This is a genomic window from Leeia sp. (assembly GCF_041909055.1).
Lineage (GTDB): Bacteria > Pseudomonadota > Gammaproteobacteria > Burkholderiales > Leeiaceae > Leeia > Leeia aquatica.
In genome coordinates this window covers 26,359-44,975 of sequence record NZ_JAYREC010000003.1, presented here as the reverse complement: position 1 = coordinate 44,975, position 18,617 = coordinate 26,359, and the positions used below count along the sequence as shown (strand labels likewise).

Sequence of the window (18,617 nt, the reverse complement as noted above, 5' to 3'; positions counted from 1 at the left end):
GGCTTTGCCCCATGAAAAACGGCACCTGCGAGTGCCGTTTTTCATGGGGTAGCGCTACAAAAGACAACACCCCGCAATGCGGGGCGTTGCTTTACCGATTGCGGGCCGATCAGGCAGCGGCAGCCGGTTTGCGACGGGTGGTGCTGGTCTTGGCGGTCTCGCCTGCGGTGCTGACACCGGCTTCCACCAGATCGGTGGTGACCTTCTTGGCAGCTTGGCTCACGGTGTCGTAAGCGTTGCTGGCGGCAGCCAGGGCAGACTTGATGGCAGCCACGGCCACATCGGAACCCGCCGGCGCACCCTTCAGCAGACCATCCAGCGAACCGGTGAACTGCTTGTGGGCTTCCTGGGCTTCGCTTTCTACGAAAGCGCTGAACTGGCTTTGCAGCTCGGCCAGGGTTTCGTACACGGTGCGCGAAGCAGCAACCGACTTTTCCATGCTCGGCTGGGCCAGGTTACCCTGGAAGGCGAGCAGGGCTTGCACGTCTTTGATATCAAACAGGGACTTGAACAGCTGGGCTTGATCAGCCAGAAAATCCTTCGACAGATTCAGCTGCAGCTGGGCCAGTTTCTCGGCACCATTCAGGCCGATGTTGGCGAAGCGCAGGGTTTTGTCGAACTGGTTTTGGCCCAGTTGCACCCATTGTTCCAGCGAAGTAACAGCGTTAAACATGTCACACCCTTTCCTTGTTGGGGGGTCGTCATAAGGTTCGCACTTTGTGCAGTGCAATATTTGCTCGAATTGTATAGGTGTGGTCAACAATGTCAAGCGTTATTTTGCAATGCAACAATAATGCAGTGGGCTGATGATAAAGCACTTTTCTGAAAAATACATGACGAATGTGTTGCGCTGCTGCTGTGCTTTAGTTCAGGCCGTGCACCGGGTCGTAGTTCAGCAGGATGACGCGGCGCACCTTGACGGTGGCGCCTTGCATGGTGGCGGGAATGAAACAGCTGCTCTGAATGGCCTTGCCCGCGAATTCAGCAAACTCGGGGGGCAGGGTGCTGCTGAGGGTGCGGGTGGCTACCGCCTGACCAAACTCATTGATCAGGATTTCCATCTCCAGTACCCCACTCTTGGCGCGCAGGGCGGGGTCATCCGGATAGAGGAACTGCAAGGTGCAACCCGGAATGATGCCACGGTCAACAAAGCGCGAGTAGACAAAGCCATCGGCTAGGGAATCCCAAGGGAGCTTGAGAAAATCCGGGTTGACGGCGGTGTGGGCGTACGCGACGGAAGCCTCCGGCGGAGTATTGGCTTGACCGGGCGTCGGCAGGCTGGCAGCCAGCGGCAGCGAATCTGGCAAGGGGTCAGGCACGGAAGCGACCTGCACAGGCAGGCTGCTGGCAAATTCGGGCTGCTCGTGACTCAGGCCCAAGCCACTGCTTGGGGTGCCGGTACGCGCTGTCGAAGGCGATGCCAAGTGCTCAGGGCTGGGGCGCTGCGCCAGCAAGATAGGGGCTGCTGCTGCGTCACCGGCATGCTGAAGGGTGACCTGCATGGGGGCCAGCCGAACGGCCAGGCTCGGTGGGGCAGGGCGCAGGTAGCCGCCACTGGGCAGCAGCAACAGCATGTGCACCCCCCAGGACACCACCAGGGCGATGGCCATCCGGTTTTCATGCGGCTTGCTCTGCCACCAGCGTGCAGACATCAGCCTTCCTTTACCCTATCCATGCATGCCAGAGGTTCTCACCGCACGCCGGGCATCACTGGCCACTCAGGGCCTTCTCGATCTCCGCCAGCGGATACGCGCCCGGCATGATGCGGCCATCGGGTAGCACAATCGCAGGGGTGCCATCGACGCCCCAGCGCTGGCCGGTTTCGGCAATGCGTGCCAGCGGGCTGATGCAGCTGGCAGCGGCCTCGGGTAATGCCTTGTTGTCCATCCAGTTACGCCAGGCGGCCAGCCGGTTGGGCTGACACCAGATCAGGTCTGATTTGCGTGCTGCATCCGGATGTAGCTGGGGGATCGGGTACAGCAGCGTATAGATGGTCACGTCCGTCATCGGCTTCAGGTTTTGCTCCAGCTGGTGGCAAAACGGACAATCCGGGTCGGAGAACACCACCAGCGTGCGTGCGCCTGTACCGCGTACCTCACGGATGGCCAGGTCCAGCGGCAATTCCGAGTAGGCCGCCTTGCGCAAGCTGGTCAGCCGCTGCTCGGTCAGGCTCTGCTTGTGCTGGACATCAATCATCTCACCCTGAATCAGGTAATTCACCTTGCTGTCCACATACAGCACGGTGCTGCCATTGACCACCACCTCATACAGATTCGGCAGCGGGGTGGTGTACACGCCGTTGATGACGGCACGGGGCATTTTCTGGGTGACCAGGGTTTTGATCTTGTCCAGGTTCGCATCCTGCTTGCCCGCAGCCAGCACGGGAGCGGTCAACAGCAACAGGGGCAGGGAAAGGGCAAGCAAGGCCAGGCGCTGCAGGGGGCGCAGCGAGGTCAGAGACACAGTCATGAAAGAGACATCCAGTACGGGTTAACCGAGGGCGTGACGAATCAATTCCTGCTTCAACAGGGGCAGCCTGTCGGTCAGGGTCAGCCCGGTGTTGCGCAGCCAGCGGGGTAGCTGGCCCGGCTGATTGAACAAGCGGTGCAGGGATTTGGTCACACCATGCATGGCTAGGATATCGAAACGGCGCATTCGTTCATAGCGCTGCAAGAGAGACGGCAGGCCGGGGTCGACGGACGGGTGCTGCAACAGTACCTGCGCCAGATCTCGTGCATCCTGAAAGCCGAGGTTGACCCCTTGGCCCGCCAGCGGATGGACCAGATGCGCTGCATCGCCGATCAAGGCCAGACGGGGTGAAGTCAGCTTGGGCAGAACCAGCGCCCGCAAGGGGAAGGCCGCTGCCGGGGTGATCAACTGCAAGTCCCCCAACTGGTGTTGCCCTGCTGCTGCAACCTGTTCAGCCAGCGACGCCGGGTCCAGTGCCAGCAGCGATTGCGCCCGTTCGGGCGAACATGACCACACCATGGACATGCGCTGCCCCGGTAGCGGCAACCAGGCCAGAATGCTGCCATCCGGCTGAAACCACTGCCAGGCGGTGCCTTGATGGGGCTGGCTGCAGCTGAAATTGGCCACCACGCCGGATTGACCATAGGCTTCGGCCTGTTGCTGGCTGCCGGACAAGCGCTGCCATTGCTGGCGTACCCAGGATTGCGCCCCGTCTGCCCCCACCAGCAGCTTGCCATGCACGGTCTGGCCCTGGTCCAGCGTGAGGCTGACCCGGTCCTGGGTCATGTGCAATTGCTGGGGACGGGCGGGCTGGATGAGCGTGAGCCGGTCACGGTCCAGGCCCTGCCAGATGGCGTGCTGCAGATGACGGGATTCGGTAATGATGGCCAGTTCATTCAGGCCGGCGCCGTGTGCATCGAAACGCAATTCTGCACGCTGGTCGCCAAAAATGCGCATCTGGCGGATCGGCGCCAGCCGGGCGGGGTCCAGACGTTGCCAGGCACCACAGTCCTGCAGGAAGCGACGGCTGGCGCGGCTGATGGCGTAAATGCGCTGGTCCCAGTCGCCCACCGTTTCAAGGGATGAATGGCCTTCAATCAAGGCAACCCGGTGTTGACCTGCGCTCAGGCGACTGGCCAGACTGGCACCCACCAGCCCCCCGCCGACGACGATGATGTCAACCTGCAATTCACTCATGCGCGACGGACTCCCAGAGCCAGATGCTGCAGCAAGCGGCGCTTGACGCCTGGCAACAGATTGAGGGCGCTGAGGCCCGCGCCGCGCACATGGCCCAGACCCGGTTGGGCAAACAGGCGGATCAGGCTGTCGGTAAAGCCAACCCCGTTGAGCTTGTCCAGGCGACGACGTGCCGGGTAAGCGGCCAGCAGCTGCGGGTGATCCAGTTGCGGGGGCGACAAGGGGGCCAGCAGCTGGGTCAGTTCCCAGGCATCCCGCAGCCCCAGGTTCAGACCTTGCCCGGCGATCGGGTGCAGCGACTGGGCAGCGTTGCCGATCAGCACAAAACGTGGCCCGATCAGCTGGCGGGCATAGCGCAGCTTGAGTGGCATCACATGCCGCCGTTGCAGTTGGCGGAACTGCCCGGCCTTGTGTCCGGCCAGGCGCTGCAATTCCAGACACAGGGCAGTCTCCGGTGCCTGCTGCATTTCCTGCAAGCGGTTGAGCGGCTGGCTCCAGATCACGGCATAGCCACCGGGCTGGGGCAGCAAGGCCAGCGCCCCGCCGGGTACGAAGCGTTCAAAGGCGGTGTCGATGGGCGCTTGATCCGCCTCCAGCAGGCCGACCAGTGCACACTGCTGGTAGTCCCGCTCGACACAGGGTACCCGCAGCTGCTGCAACAGGCTGCCACCATCGGCCAGCACCAGCAGGCGGCTGGTCAGTTGCCGGGTTTGTCCCTGCCACTGAAACTGGACACTGGCGTAACCCGCATTGCTGTGTACCTGCTCAACGCGGGCACCGCCCAGCAGGGTGGCATTGTCCGGCAGGGCTTGTGTCAGCACGGTTTGCAGCGCCGGATAAGGCACCACATAGCCCAGCTGCTCGGCATCCATGTCAGTCGCCTTCAGGCGGGTATGGCCAAAAAAACCTTGCTGCGACACGTGCACATGGCGAATGGGGGACTGCATCAGCGATGCAGACCAGCAGGCTTGCTGTTCCAGCAATTGCTGGCTGCCCACCGAGAGGGCCAGCATGCGCGGGTCATCACGAACCAGCGCGTGCTCTGCTTCCAGCACCACCACGCGGTGGGCGCTGTGTCGCAGGGTATGAGCCAGGAAAAGGCCGACCGGACCACCGCCGATGATGGCGATGTCGCAGAGGCTGGGGGGCAGGGTCGCAGCAGTCATCTCGCGCGCTCCGGGCGGCCCGGCTTGGGCCGCCATGTGATGGGCTCAGGCGGCCAACGCCGCCCTGGCCTTATTCCTCGATGATCAGGGCCGAGGTGTAGACTTCCTGCACGTCGTCCAGCGATTCCAGTGCATCCAGCAGTTTCTGCATGCGGACCGCATCGTCACCGGTGAACTCGGTGACATTGTCCGGCTTCATGGTGACTTCGCCCATTTCCGCTTTGAAACCTGCTTGCTCCAGCGCTTCCTTGATCTGCACGAAGTCGTACGGCGGAGTGATGACTTCAATCGAGCCGTCATCGTTGCTGATCACATCGTCCGCACCCGCTTCCAGCGCCGCACCCATCAGGGCGTCTTCATCGGTGCCGGGGGCAAACACCAGCGTACCGCAGTGCTTGAACAGGAAGGCCACGCTGCCATCGGTACCGAGGTTGCCGCCGTACTTGGAGAAGGCGTGCCGCACATCGGCCACCGTACGGGTCTTGTTGTCGGTCATGCAGTCGACCATTACCGCCGCACCGTTGATGCCATAGCCTTCATAGCGCAGCTCGATGTAGTCCACGCCTTCCAGCTCACCGGCGCCGCGCTTGATGGCGCGCTCGATGTTGTCCTTGGGCATGTTGGCGTCCAGCGCCTTGTCGACTGCCAGCCGTAACCGCGGGTTGCTGCCGGAATCACTGCCGCCCAGCTTGGCGGCGACCGTGATTTCCTTGATCAGACGGGTGAAGATCTTGCCGCGCTTGGCGTCCGTTGCGGCTTTCTTGTGCTTGATATTGGCCCATTTGGAATGACCTGCCATGGTCCTTACCTCTGTAACTTGCCGGATTGAAAATCAGGCCGACATTCTAGCACAATGGCCTGCAGCCTACCCAGCCTTGCCGGTCAAACCAGCAGCATGGCCGCCACCACCCGACGGCCTTCGCTCATCAGGATGTTGTAGGTGCGGCAGGCGGCACCGATGTCCATCACGTCGACACCAATGCCCTGGCGGCTAAGCGGTGCCAGCAGGCGCGGATGCGGGAAGCGCAGCTGGCTGCCGGTGCCGAGCAGTACCAGCTCCGGTTGCATGGCGAGGATGTACTCGAAGTGGGCCGCCTCCAGGCTGTCAAAGTCGCGGGCGGGCCAGTCGGTGTCGATCCGGTCCGGGCTGAGCAACAGGTTTTGCCGGAGGATCTGATCGTTGACCTTGAGGAAGTCCGGGCCGTAATCGGCGAACAGGTAGCCCTGTTCCCGTTGTTCGTGCAATTTCATGGGTATGGTCCTGCGAAGTAACGGTGTCTGCCGGACCCGATGCGCCGTGGCTATTGCAGTGCAATAAACAAGCGTTGTCGGGGCTGGCTGCTTACAGTAGGATTATACCCAACACCGCCTTTTTCTTTGAAAACCATTGCGTTAGCAAACAGGATCGCCCACACCATGTCTGACCTTGGCCTACCATCAGGAATCTCCACCATGCGCCCGCTCGTCAAGTCCAGCAAACTGGCCAACGTCTGCTACGACATTCGCGGTCCGGTGATGGCGCAGGCCAAGCTGATGGAAGAGGAAGGGCACCGCATCATCAAGCTGAACATTGGCAATACCGCACCTTTCGGGCTGGAGGCGCCAGATGAGATCCTGCAGGACGTGATTCACAACCTGCCGCAGGCCAGCGGCTATTGTGACTCCAAGGGCTTGTTCCCGGCCCGCAAGGCGGTGGTGCATTACACCCAGCAAAAGCAGATCAAAGGGGTGGGCATTGACGATATCTATATCGGCAACGGCGTGTCCGAGCTGATTGTGATGGCGATGCAGGCATTGCTGAACGATGGTGACGAAGTGCTGGTGCCTGCGCCGGATTACCCGCTGTGGACCGCAGCGATTGCCTTGTCTGGCGGTACGGCCCGGCATTATATCTGCGACGAGGGCAGCGACTGGCTGCCGGACCTGGACGATCTGCGCAGCAAGATCACCCCGAACACCAAGGCACTGGTGGTGATCAACCCGAACAACCCGACCGGGGCGCTGTACCCGGACGCCATGCTGCGGGAGCTGGTGGAGATTGCCCGTCAGCACCAGTTGATCATCTGCGCTGATGAAATTTACGACAAGGTGTTGTTTGACGGCCTTAGTCACACTTCGATTGCTGCGCTGGCGGACGATGTGCTGTGCCTGACCTTCAATGGCTTGTCCAAAGCCTACCGTGCCTGTGGTTATCGCACCGGCTGGATGGTGGTATCCGGCGACAAGCGCCACGCCCAGGACTATATTGAAGGCCTCAACCTGCTGGCCTCGATGCGACTGTGTGCCAACGTACCAGCGCAGTACGCCATCCAGACCGCACTGGGCGGTTACCAGAGCATCAATGAGCTGGTAGGGCCGGGCGGTCGCCTGCGCAAGCAACGTGACCTGGCCTATGACCTGTTCAGTGCCATTCCCGGTGTCAGCGTGGTCAAGCCGAAGGGCGCCCTGTATCTGTTCCCGAAGCTGGACCCCAAGCTGTACCCGGTGGTGGACGATCAGCAGCTGATCCTCGAGTTGCTGCAGGAAGAAAAGGTGCTGCTGGTGCAAGGCACGGGCTTCAACTGGCCACGGCCTGATCATTTCCGGGTGGTGTTCCTGCCGAATATAGACGACCTGAGTGAGGCTGTTGGGCGCATCGCCCGCTTCCTCGACCATTACCGAAAGCGGCACAGCAAAGGATGAAGCTGATTACCGTCGCCGATGCTGCGGGGCGTGTGCTGGAGCCGGAATGGCTGGCGCGTGCTGAGCCCCTGCACCGGCAGTTGCGCCCGCAGCTACCCGTGGACTATGCGCTGACCCTGTACGGCATCATTGCCGACGGGGCTGAGATGGTGCTGCTGGTGGAAGAAAGCACGCAACAGGTACTTGGTCTGGCGCTGTTTCGCTGTTACCGTAACACCTTTAACGGCATTCACTTCTACGTCGACGATCTGGTCGTCGACGCATCCCGTCGCTCACAAGGCTACGGCAAGTGCCTGCTGGATCACATGTCCACGCTGGCGCTGCAACGCGGTGCAACCGTCCTTACCCTGGATTCCGGCACCCACCGTGGCCGTGCGCATGCCTTTTATTTCCGCGAGCAATTCGAGATTCGTTGTTTTAACTTTGAAAAGAAGCTGCAACCATGAAACCGATCAAGGTAGGCCTGTTGGGCATAGGGACAGTGGGCGGCGGTACCGCCGCCGTATTGAAACGCAACGCGGCGGAGATTACCCGCCGGGCCGGTTGCACCATTGAGCTGACCCATGTGGCCACCCGTACCGTGGCGCGCGCGCAAGGTGTGGTCGGTGATGAAGTACAGGTGTCGGACGACATGCTGGCCGTGGTCAATCACCCGGATATCGACGTGGTGGTGGAGCTGATCGGTGGCACCACGCTGGCCAAAGAGTTGATGCTGGCCGCCATCAACAACGGCAAGCACGTGGTGACCGCCAACAAGGCGCTGATTGCCACCCACGGTAACGAGATCTTTGCCCGCGCACGGGAAAAGAATGTGATGATTGCCTTTGAGGGTGCGGTGGCCGGTGGCGTGCCCATCATCAAGGCGATCCGCGAAGCGCTGACCGCCAACCGCATCGAGTGGGTGGCGGGCATCATCAACGGTACCAGCAACTTCATCCTCAGCGAAATGCGCGACAAAGGCAGCAGCTTTGCCGAGGTGCTGGCAGAGGCGCAGCGACTGGGTTACGCCGAAGCGGACCCGACGTTTGACATTGAAGGCAATGATGCCGCCCACAAGCTGACCATTCTGTCGGCACTGGCGTTTGGCATTCCTTTCCAGTACGACAAAGCCTATATCGAAGGTATCAGCACGCTGGATGCCGCGGATATTCGCTATGCCGAGCAACTGGGCTACCGCATCAAACTGCTGGGCATGACCCGGCGTACTGCGCAAGGCATTGAACTGCGGGTACACCCGACCCTGATACCGGAAAAACGCCTGATTGCCAACGTCAACGGCGTGATGAATGCGGTCCTGGTGAAAGGCGACGCGGTGGGCTCTACCCTCTACTACGGCCCGGGCGCCGGAGCGGAACCGACCGCCAGCGCCGTGGTGGCCGATCTGGTGGATGTGGCGCGCCTGCTGACCGCTGACCCTCAGCACCGGGTGCCGCTGTCCGCATTCCAGCCGGACATGCTTTCTGACGAGGCCATCTTGCCGATGGACGAGGTGGTCACCAGCTACTACCTGCGCTTGCAGGTGGCGGACAAGACCGGTGTGCTGGCCAATGTGACCGGCATTCTGGCCCGCTATCGCATTTCGATTGAAGCCATGTTGCAGAAAGAAGCGCAGGGTGGCGCCGCCGAGATTGTGATCCTGAGCCATCTGGCCAGGGAGAAGGACGTGAACGCTGCCATTGCCGAGATTGAGGCGCTGGACGCGTCGCGCGGCAAAGTGGTGCGCTTGCGCATGGAAACGCTGGGTTAATCGGGAGAACGCATCATGAAAAAGTGGTTTGCAGCATTGTGCTTGCTGCCTGTAGCGACAGTGGCGATGGGTGAGACGGCCTTCGAGAAGACGATGTACACCTCGTGCACAACAGAAGGCACCTTCAAGGAAATCCAGCAGCTGATTTTGCAGCAAAACGGGCAATACAGCGTGGAGCAGACCTGCCGCTGCCTGGCTTCCCGCGTGGCCGCCCAGCCTGGCATGGTGACCGCCATGGCCAGCGGTGATACGCAGTCGCTGGCGCACCGCCGGGCCATGCTGCAGATCTACCAGCAAACCTTTGCCTGCTCTGCCGAGGCGGCAACCCGCGCCCTGAAAGCCCTCAAGTAAACTGCGGATACTTTATGCGTTATGTTTCCACCCGGGGAGAGATGGCTCCCCGCGAATTCTCCGACATCCTGCTGTCAGGGCTGGCGCCAGATGGCGGTCTGGCCATGTGTGAGCAGTACCCGCAGGTGACTGACGCCGAGCTCAGCGCCTGGCGAAGCTACAGCTATGCCGAGTTGGCCATGGCCATCATCCGCAAGTTTGCCACCGACATCCCGGAAGCCGATCTGCGGGCCATGATCGAGCGGACCTATACTGCCGAGGTGTTTGGCAGTGCCGACATCACGCCACTGAAAACCCTGGCGCCCGAGCTGCATGTGCTGGGTTTGTCCAATGGGCCGACCCTGGCCTTCAAAGACATGGCCATGCAGCTGCTGGGTAATCTGTTCGAGTATGCCCTCACTCAGCGTGGGGCATCCCTGAACATCCTGGGGGCCACTTCGGGCGATACCGGCTCCGCAGCCGAGCATGCCATGCGCGGCAAGGCAGGCATCCGTGTGTTCATGCTGTCCCCCCATGGCAAGATGAGCCCGTTCCAGACCGCGCAGATGTTTGGTCTGCAAGACCCCAATATCTTCAACATCGCCATCGAAGGGGTTTTTGACGATTGCCAGGATATCGTCAAGGCGGTGAGCAACGATCACGCTTACAAGGAAGCCCATCAGATCGGTACGGTGAACTCCATCAACTGGGGCCGCATCGTGGCGCAGGTAGTGTATTACTTCCGTGGCTACCTGATGGCGACCAGCGAGAATCAGCAGAAAGTCTCCTTCGCCGTGCCAAGTGGTAACTTTGGCAATATCTGCGCGGGCCATATTGCCCGTCAGATGGGGCTGCCGATCGACAAGCTGGTGCTGGCCACCAACGAGAACGATGTGCTGGACGAGTTTTTCCGCACCGGCATCTACCGGGTGCGCCAGTCTGCCGAAACGCAGCAGACCAGTAGCCCGTCGATGGACATTTCCAAAGCCTCCAACTTCGAACGCTTCATCTTTGACCTGACTGGACGGGATGGCGCGGCGACTGCGGCCTTGTTCCGCAAGGTTGACCGTGAAGGGGGCTTTGACCTGCGGGATACGCCGTACTGGCCCAAGGTGGCCAGCTATGGCTTTGTATCGGGTCGCAGCAGCCATGCGGATCGGGTGCAGACCATTCGTGAGGTGTGGTCGCGCTATGGGGTGGAAGTGGATACCCACACGGCGGATGGCCTGTTTGTGGCCCAGCAACATCGTGAAGCCGGTGTGCCGATGATCTGCCTGGAAACCGCGCTGCCCGCCAAGTTTGAAGCCACCATGGTGGAAGCGCTGGGGCGTCGACCGGCGCGACCGCAAGCCTATGAAGGGTTGGAGGCCTTACCACAGCGCTTTGAAGTGATGGCTGCGGATGCGGAAGCGGTCAAGGCGTATATTCATCAGCATACGCGCTGAACGAAGGTCGGCCCCTGTGAGCGGGGTAAAGATCAAGCGGCCCGGCACTGACCGGGCCGTTGTTTCATTTGCGTTTCTTCTTGCTGACAGTCTCTTTGGCAGCGGTCTTGCTTTTGCTGGCCTTCTCCGTTTTGCCAGATTTGCCTTTGCGTTCGTCCTCTGCGGCGGCTTTACCCTTCTTGCTGCGGCTACTGGAAGTGGCTTCGTGCTTGCTTTGCGCGCAAGTGGTGGCTTTACGCCCTTTGCGACTGCTGGCAGGTTTGCAATCTGGCTCACTACGCTGTGATGCGGCGGTGCTGCCGTGTTCGCTGCGGGCTTCTGTTGCGCGGCTGCTGCTACCACTGCAGCGGGTTTCGGCCACGGCTTTGCTGCGGCGGGTTTTCTTGACCATCACGGTCTTGCAGTGACGCTCACCGTCTTCTGCGCGTGCCTCAGATGGCTCTGCGGTGCGAGACGGTTTGCTGCAGCGAGTCACTGGAACGGGCTTGGCACGGCGGGATTTCTTGACCATGACCGTCTTGCAGTCGGGCTTGTCGCTGCTGGCTTCTCCCGCTGGGGTCAATGGCTGAGGCGTTACAGCGGGCGGGGTGTAGTTGGGGTCGTCAAACGGCAGCGGCGCCGGGCCTTCGGCATGCAGGGCAAGGGGCAGGGACAGCAAGCTGCTGATCAGCAGCGTACGCAAAAAAACCATAGGGCGTCCATGAGTCAAATCGGGGCTACCCGTCACTCACTGGTTGCCCCGGTTAAATGTCTGCGTGATTGCACGATGATGACAGACCGGAGGGTGTTGTGCCGCCCCGGCCAGGATGACATGCTGCGATCGCGGGGTCAGTAGCGGCCCGTGACAAAGCGCGGCTTGCCGGGTGTGAGGGTAACAGAAACCCGGCCATTTGGCATGCTCACGGTTTGCACCTGACCATTACCCTGTGCTCGACCCATGTGATCCAGTACTTTGGGAACGTATGCCTGGGTTTCCTTGAACTTGGGAATGGCATAGCCGGCACGGATCACCGAGCCTTCGCCCGCATTGTAGGCGGCGATGGCCAGCGACAGATCCTGATTGAACATCTTCAACAGATCACGCAGGTATTTGGCACCGGCGCGCAGATTTTGTTCCGGGTTCAGCGGATCACTGGCGCCATAGCGTTCGGCGGTGGCCGGAATCAGCTGCATCAGGCCCATGGCGCCTTTGGGCGAGATGGCATCCGGGTTGTAACCGGATTCCGCTGTAATCACCGCGTCCAGCAGGGCGGGGTCGATCTTGACCTCACGCGCCACCTTCTGCACCAGCTTGGCAAATTCCTTGCGGCGCTTGACCAAGGTGGTGGATTCCGGCTTGCGTTTGGGCAAGTCGGCCTTGCTGGCAGGCAGGGGCTGGCTGTCCGACAGCGGGGCTTCCACCTCGCGTTTGAACAGCGTGTATCGATCGTCAACCTGGGTGTTGCTGTAGTGCGTGACCCCGTCATCGTCGACATAAGCATAGATGTCTGCGTGGGCGGTACCAGCCACCAACAGCACGGCCAGTGCCCAGCTTTTATATGCAAAAGTCATAACGTGAAGAATGCTTTTAAAACGGCATTCTACCTGAAAACTGATATTTTTCAAAAACTTGGCATCAACTCTGTGGTGAATTTGTCAATGACAAAAGCGTAGAGTAAGGTGTGGCGGGGCCTGCGGTGGCGGCAGGCGTGCGGAAAAAAACCGCGTAAAACGGGCCATGATTGCTGCTATGCAGCATAAAATGACCCGTGGTCATGAAGCGAATTGCCGTATGAAAAGCGCCTCAGGCAGCAGGCAGCGTGGACAAATCCCAGCGTGGCTTTACGGAAAACGCATAGTCGTGATTGGCAAAGCGCAAGCGCTGTGCGCCCGCGAAGGCAATCATCGCGCCATTATCGGTGCAGAAAGCCAGGGGCGGGTAAAACACCTTCAACCGACGCCGTTCTGCCGCAAGGTCCAGTTGCTGGCGCAGCTGTCGGTTGGCACCCACTCCCCCGGCCACCACCAGCTGCTTCATGCCGGTTTGCTTGAGGGCGGCCAGTGACTTCTTCACCAGCACCTCGACAATGGCTTCCTGAAACGCCAGCGCGATGTCGGCCTGTGTTTGCGGGTCCAGCGTGTCTTGTTGGCGCACCAGCGTCAATACGGCGGTTTTCAGACCCGAGAAACTGAAGTCCAGATCACCCGAGTGTAACATGGGGCGGGGCAGGGTAAAGCGCCCGGCCTGCCCCTGCTCAGCCAGTCGGGACAAGGCCGGGCCGCCCGGATAGCCGAGGCCCAGCAACTTGGCGGTTTTGTCGAAGGCTTCACCGGCGGCATCGTCCACCGTCTCCCCCAGCAATTCGTACTGTCCCACCCCGCGCACCGCCATTAACTGGGAGTGGCCACCGGACACCAGCAGCGCTACAAACGGAAATGCCGGTGCCGGGTCTGCCAGCAGCGGGGACAACAAATGTCCCTCCAGATGGTGTACCGGGATCACCGGCTTTTGCAGCGCAAAACCCAAGGCATTGGCAATGCTGGCCCCGACCAGCAGGGCACCGGCGAGTCCTGGCCCTTCGGTATAAGCAATGGCATCAATGTCACTGCGCTGGCAGTCCGCATCCTGCAGGCAGCGCTCGGTGAGTGGCAGTACGCGGCGGATATGGTCGCGCGACGCCAGTTCAGGGACCACGCCACCGTATTCGGCGTGCATGGCAATCTGGCTATGCAGGTGGTGCGCCAGCAGGCCGCGTTCTGTGTGGTAAAGCGCGATGCCGGTTTCGTCGCAGGAAGATTCAATACCCAGAACAAGCATGATGAGAGAGGCAGGTCATAATCCGGCAAGTCTAGCAGAAACGGAGCCCATACCGGCGACGGAAGAGACTGGAGGTGTGTGTTTCGATTTCTTCCGCGCCAGCCGCTATGATCCCCCGCCATGGCTATGGCATACTGCTGCCACCCATGTCATCAGCATGGGCTGACCGACGAGGGAGCGAAAACAATGAAACTGAAACACAAGCTAGGCGCACTGGCTGCGGTTGCGGCAATGGCCTTGCCGATGGCGGCACAAGCCAAGGGCATTTTCATCATCAACACCGGTGATGAGCTGTTTGAAGTGAAGGATTTACCTGCGGCTGAAGTGGCCAACTACCCGGCCAATACCAAACTGGGCTTCAAGTGCAGCCGCTTTGGCGTGTTCTGGGCGGATGTCTGGACCTGGGGTTGCCAACAGGCGCTAGTGGATGTGGAAGGTAATAGCTACGGCGACCTGCCCGCGGAGCTGAAAAGCGAGGCTAATTACACCATGTCCGACGCCAAGCGCGGCCTGTGGGAGCACTATGGCATGGTGGCCATCGTGGGTGGTTTGCTGTTGCTGACCTTTGGTGGTCGCTTGCTGCGCGGCAAGAAAGACGAAGCCAGCGCAGAAGCCTGAGCGTCAACCGTGTCGCCTGGCCCGGCGGGGTCAGGCGAAATAGCGGTTGGTAATCGGGTAACGCCAGTCCTTGCCAAAGCTGCGGGGCGTGATGCGGATGCCCACCGGCGCTTGCCGCCGCTTGTACTCATTGATTTTCAGCAGTTTCACCACCCGCTTGACATCCGCTTCCGCAAAACCAGCCGCCATGATCTCGGCCATGCTCTGGTTGTGTTCGACGTAGCGTTCCATGATGGCGTCCAGCACCGCATACGGCGGCAGGCTGTCCTGATCGGTCTGATCCGGGCGCAGCTCGGCTGAAGGGGGGCGCGTAATGATCCGCTGCGGGATCGGGTTGCTCAGCCCGCGTACCGAGATGCCGTTTCGGTATTCGCACAGCTGATATACCCACATCTTGCTGACATCCTTCAGCACCGCGAAACCACCCGCCATGTCACCATACAGCGTGCAGTAGCCAGTGGTCATTTCGGACTTGTTGCCGGTGGTCAGTACCAGCTTGCCGCTCTTGTTGGAGAGCGCCATCAGCAGGGTGCCCCGGCAGCGCGCCTGGATATTCTCTTCCGTCGTATCCGCTGCCAGCCCACTAAACTCAGGTGCCAGCGCGCCGACAAACTGCTCGTAGATCGGCCAGATGTCGATTTCCGAATAACGGCAGCCCACCCGCTCGATCATCTCGCGTGAGTCGGTCACACTGATGTCGGCGGTGTAGCGCGAGGGCATCATCACGGCGTGCACCTTGTCAGCACCCAGCGCGTCGATGGCCACCGCCAGCGTCAGCGCAGAATCCACGCCGCCAGAGAGACCCAGCAAGACACCCGGGAAGCCATTCTTGCGGATGTAGTCGCGCACGCCGACCACCAGCGCCTGATAGACGGCGGCTTCGTCTTCGGGCCAGGCATCGACCTCTGCTTGTTGCAGCTGACCGTCCTGATAGTCCACGCAGCGCAGGCTGCTGTTGAACATCGGCAGCTGGCAGGCCACGCTGCCGTTGGCATTCATGGCAAACGAACCGCCATCAAACACCAGCTCGTCCTGTCCGCCCACCCAGTTGCAGTACAGCAAGGCGAGGCCGCTTTCTTGTGCCCGGGAGCGGGCAATCTCCAGCCGCTCCTGCTCCTTGCCGCGGTGAAATGGTGAGGCATTGGGCACCAGCAGCAGTTCTGCACCTGCCTCGCGAGCCAGTCGCGGTGCCGTGGTGTGCCAGATGTCTTCACAGATGTTCAGGCCCATGCTCACCCCGTCCAGCGTGAACACGGTGGCGTGCTCGCCCGCGCTGAAGTAGCGGCGCTCGTCGAAGACTTCATTATTGGGCAGGTCCATCTTGCGGTAGTGTGCAATGCACTCACCACCATCGAAAACGCTGACAGCATTGTAGCGGTGACCGCCTGCCCACTCTGGCCAGCCGACAGCCAGCGCAATCTGCGTACTTGCTGCTTGCAGGCGGGCCAGTTGCACCTGTACATCCTGATAGAAGGAGGGCCGCAGCAGCAGGTCCTCCGGCGGATAGCCGCTGACCGCCAGCTCTGGAAACAGCACCAGTCGAGCGCCCTGTTCACGGGCCTGCTCTGCCAGTTGCAACATCTGCTCGGTATTGTCGGACAGGTCACCAACGGTGGCGTTGAACTGGGCGAGGGCGATACGCATGGTCAAACTCGTTCTGATGAAAGCGGGAGATTCAGGCCTGCAGCCACCTCAGACATCACCGCAGGTAAAGGCGCACGGTCTGGTGGCAGGAAGCGGGCACGGGCTGCCGCCTGTTCGCGGCACGCCGGGCTGTAATGGTAGTCGAAAAGCGCGTGGGCTGCATCTTGCCATGCGGGGTGTTGGTGCAGCAGGGCCGTCCAGTCCAGCGCCGGTTGTTGCTGGATGACCTCGGCCAGCAGCGTCAACCACAAACCGGTGAGCGTGGCGTGGTACTTTTCCGGCGCACCCAAGGCGGTGGCATAGCCTTGTAACAGCTGCGCAAAGGTCTGGCTGCCGCGCTGAATGCCATCACGTTGCAGGCAAGCCCAGCCGGCACGAAGGTGGGCGGCATGGTTGAAGTCCGCCCCCGGCAGGCTGTGATCCGCCAGTTGTGCCAGCAGGGCATGGTCTTGCGGGGTGAGCGGGCTCATCCTTGCACCGCCTCCGCCAGGCGATGGGCAAACTGCTCGTCATAGTGCATGCCATAAACGGTTTTCAGCTGCTGAATCACGGCGAGCAGCTCGGGTTTGCCCGCAAAGGCAGAGCGCCCGGCAAAAGCGTGCAGCACGATACCCTCCAGCAAGTCCCCCAGGCTGATGTCCAGATACTCGGCCAGCCCTTTCAGGACTTTCAGCATGCTTTTTTCCAGCCGGACCCCGGTCTGGAGGCGTTCAATCAACAGCGTGTCAGTCATGGTGGTGTTCCTGATTGTTACATTGGTAACAATATAACATGCTGCCCGCAAATGGCAAGGCTTGCCGTCGCCAAAGCGAGCCGCTAGGCTGCGGACATGACGACCCTGAAAATCATCCATCGCCTGGCTGAGCTGGACGCAGCGCAGTGGGATGCGCAAGCACCGGATCACCTGTTTGTCCGCCACGCCTACCTGAGCGGGCTGGAGGAGAGCGGCTCGGTGAACGCTGAGCAAGGCTGGCAGCCCTGCCACCTGACCTTGTGGGAAGGTGAGCAGCTGTGCGGGGCCATGCCGCTCTATCTGAAAAACCATTCCTGGGGTGAGTTTGTCTTTGACTGGGCCTGGGCACGTGCCTACGAGCAGCATGGGCTGGCGTATTACCCCAAGCTGGTGGCGATGGTGCCGTTTACGCCGACCACCGGGCCGCGGCTGTGGGCACGCGATGCCGACGGCCTGCAGCGCTTGCAGCAGGGGGCCTTGCAATGGGCGGAGGAGGTCGGGGCGTCCAGTTTGCACATCCTGTTTCCGGCCAGTGACAGTATGGCCGGTTGGCAGTCGCAGGGACTACTGACCCGGCAAGATGTGCAATTCCACTGGCAGAACGCGGACTATGTGGACTTTGAGCATTACCTCGAGCACCTGCAGCGGCATAAGCGCAAGAACGTGCGGCAGGAGCTGCGGCGCTTGCAGGAGCACGGCTTTCGCTTTCAGGTCTGGCAGGGCGACGCCATTGACGACAGCCTGTGGGCGTTTGCCTGGCGCTGCTATGTGCGCACCTATGCGGTGCGGGGTCGCCAGCCTTACTTGACGCCCGATTTCTGGCAGCGCTTGCGTACGCAACTGGCGGCACATCTGGTGTTGGTGGTCGCGTTGCGTGCCGGCCAGCCGGTGGCCATGGCGCTGAACCTGCGGGACGGCGACACGCTGTACGGCCGCTATTGGGGTACGCTCGAGGAATGGTCTGGCCTTCATTTTGCCACCTGCTACCATGAGAGCATCCGCTTCGCCATCAGTCAGGGCATTCAACGGTTTGAAGGTGGCGCGCAAGGTGAGCACAAACTGGCGCGGGGCTTGCTGCCGGTGACGACCCACTCCTTGCACTGGATTGCGCAGCCGGATTTTCGTGCCGCGATTGCCCGGCATGTGGTGCAGGAGTCACAGGGGGTGGGGGCGTATGTTGACGATCTGAATGATCATTCACCTTTTCGTGCGTAGTGCGTTTGCCTGCTGTAATCTCTGTGCTATGCTGGTGAAAGCGTATTCAACCAAACGCTTGTTTGAAATCACGAACATGTCCGCTGGCACCTCAGGCTGGCGGTGACAATCCGGAGAACACTGACATGGCCATGCCGCAAACCGTAGACGAGATTTTCAACACCCTGCCGGGTCGCCTGAAGGCCGAAGAAGCCGCTGGCCTGACCTCGGTGTTCCATTTCAAGATCAGTGGTCCGACTGGCGGTGATTACACCGTAGCACTGGCGGACAATGTTTGCACCGTGAGCAAGGGGCTGGAAGGCTCGGCCAAGTGCACCGTGTCCATGTCTGATGAAACCTATGTGAAGGTGGAAACCGGCCAGAGCGCACCGGAAATGGCCTTCATGATGGGCAAAATCAAGGTGGACAATATTCCGGAACTGATGAAGTTCATGAAGCTGTTCCGCAAGCTGAGCTGATCGCTGCGCGTGCGACTGTACACCAGACGATGTGCTGACAACCCGCCCTGGAGGCGGGTTGTTGCTTTGTGGCCCCAACGCAGGTGAAAGCATGGTCTGCACTGAACGGCAAGCCC

21 protein-coding genes are annotated in these 18,617 nt (G+C 60.8%); 8 read left to right on the top strand and 13 right to left on the bottom strand.

Features of this window, described 5'->3' with window-relative positions; genetic code table 11:
• Positions 1-109 precede the first annotated feature (109 nt).
• The 7 genes from ACE3O2_RS09050 to ACE3O2_RS09020 form a co-directional block, all read right to left on the bottom strand.
• On the bottom strand, positions 110-673 hold the full coding sequence (locus tag ACE3O2_RS09050; RefSeq protein ID WP_374336774.1) for a phasin family protein: 564 nt from the start codon (positions 671-673) through the stop codon (positions 110-112).
• Positions 674-863: 190 nt separating this feature from the next.
• Complete coding sequence (locus ACE3O2_RS09045) at positions 864-1,652, bottom strand: hypothetical protein (RefSeq protein ID WP_374336772.1); 789 nt, start codon at positions 1,650-1,652, stop codon at positions 864-866.
• Between the two features lie 55 nt (positions 1,653-1,707).
• Positions 1,708-2,469 (bottom strand): DsbC family protein, encoded by a 762-nt coding sequence (locus tag ACE3O2_RS09040; RefSeq protein WP_374336770.1) that lies wholly within the window; start codon positions 2,467-2,469, stop codon positions 1,708-1,710.
• A 21-nt stretch (positions 2,470-2,490) separates the two neighbouring features.
• The gene (locus ACE3O2_RS09035; RefSeq protein ID WP_374336768.1) at positions 2,491-3,666 is read right to left on the bottom strand and encodes a UbiH/UbiF family hydroxylase; all 1,176 of its coding nucleotides are present in this window, start codon (positions 3,664-3,666) and stop codon (positions 2,491-2,493) included.
• Entirely contained in the window at positions 3,663-4,832 is a 1,170-nt protein-coding gene (locus ACE3O2_RS09030) for an FAD-dependent monooxygenase (RefSeq protein WP_374336766.1), read from the bottom strand. Before ACE3O2_RS09030 ends, ACE3O2_RS09035 begins: the two co-directional genes overlap by 4 nt.
• 70 nt (positions 4,833-4,902) lie before the next feature.
• Positions 4,903-5,631 (bottom strand): YebC/PmpR family DNA-binding transcriptional regulator, encoded by a 729-nt coding sequence (locus tag ACE3O2_RS09025; protein ID WP_374336764.1) that lies wholly within the window; start codon positions 5,629-5,631, stop codon positions 4,903-4,905.
• Between the two features lie 83 nt (positions 5,632-5,714).
• Positions 5,715-6,083 carry an Mth938-like domain-containing protein gene (locus ACE3O2_RS09020; protein WP_374336762.1) on the bottom strand — a complete coding sequence of 123 codons (369 nt, stop codon included), beginning with the start codon at positions 6,081-6,083 and terminating at the stop codon, positions 5,715-5,717.
• Positions 6,084-6,284: 201 nt separating this feature from the next.
• Here ACE3O2_RS09020 and ACE3O2_RS09015 point away from each other — a divergent pair, with 201 nt between their 5' ends.
• From ACE3O2_RS09015 to thrC, 5 genes are read left to right on the top strand one after another with little or no spacing between them, the layout of a single operon-like run.
• The gene (locus ACE3O2_RS09015) at positions 6,285-7,514 is read left to right on the top strand and encodes a pyridoxal phosphate-dependent aminotransferase (RefSeq protein ID WP_374336760.1); all 1,230 of its coding nucleotides are present in this window, start codon (positions 6,285-6,287) and stop codon (positions 7,512-7,514) included.
• Entirely contained in the window at positions 7,511-7,960 is a 450-nt protein-coding gene (locus ACE3O2_RS09010; protein ID WP_374336758.1) for a GNAT family N-acetyltransferase, read from the top strand. Before ACE3O2_RS09015 ends, ACE3O2_RS09010 begins: the two co-directional genes overlap by 4 nt.
• On the top strand, positions 7,957-9,261 hold the full coding sequence (locus ACE3O2_RS09005) for a homoserine dehydrogenase (RefSeq protein WP_374336756.1): 1,305 nt from the start codon (positions 7,957-7,959) through the stop codon (positions 9,259-9,261). Before ACE3O2_RS09010 ends, ACE3O2_RS09005 begins: the two co-directional genes overlap by 4 nt.
• A 15-nt stretch (positions 9,262-9,276) precedes the next feature.
• Positions 9,277-9,612, top strand: coding sequence for a hypothetical protein (locus ACE3O2_RS09000; protein WP_374336754.1), 336 nt, complete (start codon positions 9,277-9,279; stop codon positions 9,610-9,612).
• A 14-nt stretch (positions 9,613-9,626) separates the two neighbouring features.
• Positions 9,627-11,036 (top strand): threonine synthase, encoded by a 1,410-nt coding sequence (gene thrC / locus ACE3O2_RS08995; RefSeq protein ID WP_374336752.1) that lies wholly within the window; start codon positions 9,627-9,629, stop codon positions 11,034-11,036.
• Positions 11,037-11,100: 64 nt separating this feature from the next.
• On the opposite strand, the gene ACE3O2_RS08990 is transcribed toward thrC, so the two are convergent.
• The 3 genes from ACE3O2_RS08990 to tsaD all read right to left on the bottom strand — a co-directional run bounded on the left by ACE3O2_RS08990 (position 11,101) and on the right by tsaD (position 13,833).
• Positions 11,101-11,727, bottom strand: coding sequence for a hypothetical protein (locus ACE3O2_RS08990; RefSeq protein WP_374336750.1), 627 nt, complete (start codon positions 11,725-11,727; stop codon positions 11,101-11,103).
• Between the two features lie 137 nt (positions 11,728-11,864).
• Positions 11,865-12,587, bottom strand: a complete 723-nt coding sequence (locus ACE3O2_RS08985) for a lytic transglycosylase domain-containing protein (protein ID WP_374336748.1) — start codon at positions 12,585-12,587, stop codon at positions 11,865-11,867.
• Between the two features lie 232 nt (positions 12,588-12,819).
• Positions 12,820-13,833: a tRNA (adenosine(37)-N6)-threonylcarbamoyltransferase complex transferase subunit TsaD gene (gene tsaD, locus ACE3O2_RS08980; RefSeq protein ID WP_374336746.1), complete on the bottom strand. Its 1,014-nt coding sequence runs from the start codon at positions 13,831-13,833 to the stop codon at positions 12,820-12,822.
• Positions 13,834-14,019: 186 nt separating this feature from the next.
• Between tsaD and ACE3O2_RS08975 the strand changes: the two genes are divergently transcribed.
• Complete coding sequence (locus ACE3O2_RS08975) at positions 14,020-14,451, top strand: hypothetical protein (RefSeq protein WP_374336744.1); 432 nt, start codon at positions 14,020-14,022, stop codon at positions 14,449-14,451.
• A 30-nt stretch (positions 14,452-14,481) separates the two neighbouring features.
• Here the strand turns inward: ACE3O2_RS08975 and ACE3O2_RS08970 are convergent, their stop codons facing one another.
• From ACE3O2_RS08970 to ACE3O2_RS08960, 3 genes are read right to left on the bottom strand one after another with little or no spacing between them, the layout of a single operon-like run.
• On the bottom strand, positions 14,482-16,095 hold the full coding sequence (locus tag ACE3O2_RS08970) for an NAD+ synthase (RefSeq protein ID WP_374336742.1): 1,614 nt from the start codon (positions 16,093-16,095) through the stop codon (positions 14,482-14,484).
• A 2-nt stretch (positions 16,096-16,097) separates the two neighbouring features.
• A complete protein-coding gene (locus tag ACE3O2_RS08965) occupies positions 16,098-16,565 on the bottom strand; it encodes a hypothetical protein (RefSeq protein ID WP_374336739.1) in 468 nt (155 codons plus the stop codon).
• Complete coding sequence (locus tag ACE3O2_RS08960; protein ID WP_374336737.1) at positions 16,562-16,828, bottom strand: hypothetical protein; 267 nt, start codon at positions 16,826-16,828, stop codon at positions 16,562-16,564. Before ACE3O2_RS08960 ends, ACE3O2_RS08965 begins: the two co-directional genes overlap by 4 nt.
• A 96-nt stretch (positions 16,829-16,924) precedes the next feature.
• On the opposite strand from ACE3O2_RS08960, the gene ACE3O2_RS08955 reads away from it, so the two are divergent.
• Together ACE3O2_RS08955 and ACE3O2_RS08950 are read left to right on the top strand one after the other, a co-directional pair.
• Positions 16,925-18,043 (top strand): GNAT family N-acetyltransferase, encoded by a 1,119-nt coding sequence (locus tag ACE3O2_RS08955; protein ID WP_374336735.1) that lies wholly within the window; start codon positions 16,925-16,927, stop codon positions 18,041-18,043.
• Positions 18,044-18,168: 125 nt separating this feature from the next.
• Positions 18,169-18,501 (top strand): SCP2 sterol-binding domain-containing protein, encoded by a 333-nt coding sequence (locus ACE3O2_RS08950; RefSeq protein ID WP_168877707.1) that lies wholly within the window; start codon positions 18,169-18,171, stop codon positions 18,499-18,501.
• Positions 18,502-18,617: the final 116 nt, after the last annotated feature.